The following is a 1,660-nucleotide window of genomic DNA, read 5'->3' as shown; positions in this document are numbered from 1 at the left end:
TAGCCTCGATCTTTCTCGACCTTGAGCTGGTCGGTTGAGGGATTCGGCTTGAGGTCGATTGCCCGGCTGTGGTCAGCGTGAGTGCCCGGCTGTCGCGCCGGGTGGGCGGGGTTCCACGGGCCCGCGGGTCCTTTCCTGGTCGTGGGACGGGTTGGTGCTGGTCAGGTTGGTGCCGGCAGGGCGTGTAGGCGTGCCAGGGCGGTGATGATCTGGCTGGCCCAGGGCCATTGCGCGGGGATTCGCAGGTGCAGGCGGCGGGCGCCGTGTACCAGTCGGCCGGCGACGGCGAGCAGGCGCAGCCGCAGGCGTTTGGGCTCGTAGCGGCGGGCGTTGGTGCCGTGCAGGGCGAGCAGTTGCATCCAGGCGAGCAGTTCGCTGGCCAGGGCGACGATCTCGAGCCAGATCTGGTTCTGGGTGAAGTCGTGCAGGGGCAGGTTGCGCAGGCCGGTGTCCTTGGCGGCGCGGATGCGGTCTTCGGCGCGGGCGCGGCGGCGGTGACGTAGTTCTAGATCGGCGAGCTGGCAGCCTGGGGTGCCGGTGACGAAGCAGGTGAAACGGTGTCCGTCGAGGTCGGTGAAGCGCAGTTGGGCGCCGGGGTGCGGGCGTTCTTTGCGGACGATGACGCGCATGCCCTTGGGCCAGCCGGTCAGCTCCAGCAGGCCGGTGAGTTCGGCGACCCAGGCACCGGGCCGCGGTTGGCGGTCGGCGTTGTAGGCGGGGGTCCAGGCGGTGGCCGGGAGCTTGCCGATGGCGGTGGCGATGTCGTCGGTGATGGTGAAGCCGATGGAGTATTTCAGCCATCGTCCGGGGCGGGTGAGCCAGTTCAGGAATTCGTGGGTGCCGCCGCCGGAGTCGGTGCGGATGAGGACGTTGCGTCGCAGGTGCTTGGGGAGCTGGGCCAGGGCGAGGCGGGTGGTCTCGATGTGGTCGGCGGCGGTGTTGGAGCCGGCGTTGCCGGGCCGCAGTAGCAGGGCCAGGGGCTCGCCGCCGCCGTCGCCGGTGTGGTCGGCGAAGGCGGTCATCGGGTGGAAGCCGTAGCTTTTCTTCCAGGTCGGGGCCGCGTGCTGCTTGTCGGAGTGCGAGACGACGATGGTGGCGTCGAGATCGACGATCACGGGCCGGCCATCGGTTCCCGGGGCTCGGTCATCGGCCAGGTGCCAGGCTCGTTCACGTGCGGTGGCGCGGGCGGCGCGGATGGCCTTCAGCGCGCGGGCCTCATCGGCGGCGAGCCGGTCGATCAGGCGTGAGACGGTCGGGTCGGAGGCGACGGGACCGAACAGTTCGGGCTGAGAGCGCAGCAGGGCGATGTCGGCCAGGCAATCTCCGCCGAGTGCCAGGGTGAGGGCCAGATCGGTGATGATCTTTGCGGGGTCGTGCACCGCTCGGCCGGGCCGGCACCACTCCAACTGCTGTGACAGGGCCTTGTCCAGCCCGGTGATGCGCAGTGTCTGCATCAGCAGCAGACCACCGGCGTGTGAGACCAGCCCGCGGCCGTCGGCGGACACGGTGATCTTGCGGTGTGAGGCGGTAGAGTTCACTCGGAAAGTGCCTTCTGATCTGGGTTGGACGGGGCCTTAGACAAGTCCGATCCTCCCAGTTCAAGGGCACTTTTCTTATGTGAACGATCAGGTCGGCTCAAATTCGCCGTGAAAGCCGCAGG

The 1,660-nt window shown here is 68.7% G+C and carries 1 protein-coding gene; it reads right to left on the bottom strand.

Annotation, left to right across the window (positions count from 1 at the left end; genetic code table 11):
• Positions 1-161 precede the first annotated feature (161 nt).
• Positions 162-1,538 (bottom strand): IS1380 family transposase, encoded by a 1,377-nt coding sequence (locus AB0J16_RS59615; protein ID WP_358558310.1) that lies wholly within the window; start codon positions 1,536-1,538, stop codon positions 162-164.
• Between the last annotated feature and the right edge of the window lie 122 nt (positions 1,539-1,660).

This window comes from Nonomuraea sp. NPDC049750 (assembly GCF_040659625.1).
Lineage (GTDB): Bacteria > Actinomycetota > Actinomycetes > Streptosporangiales > Streptosporangiaceae > Nonomuraea.
This window is presented reverse-complemented; position numbering and strand designations above follow the sequence as displayed.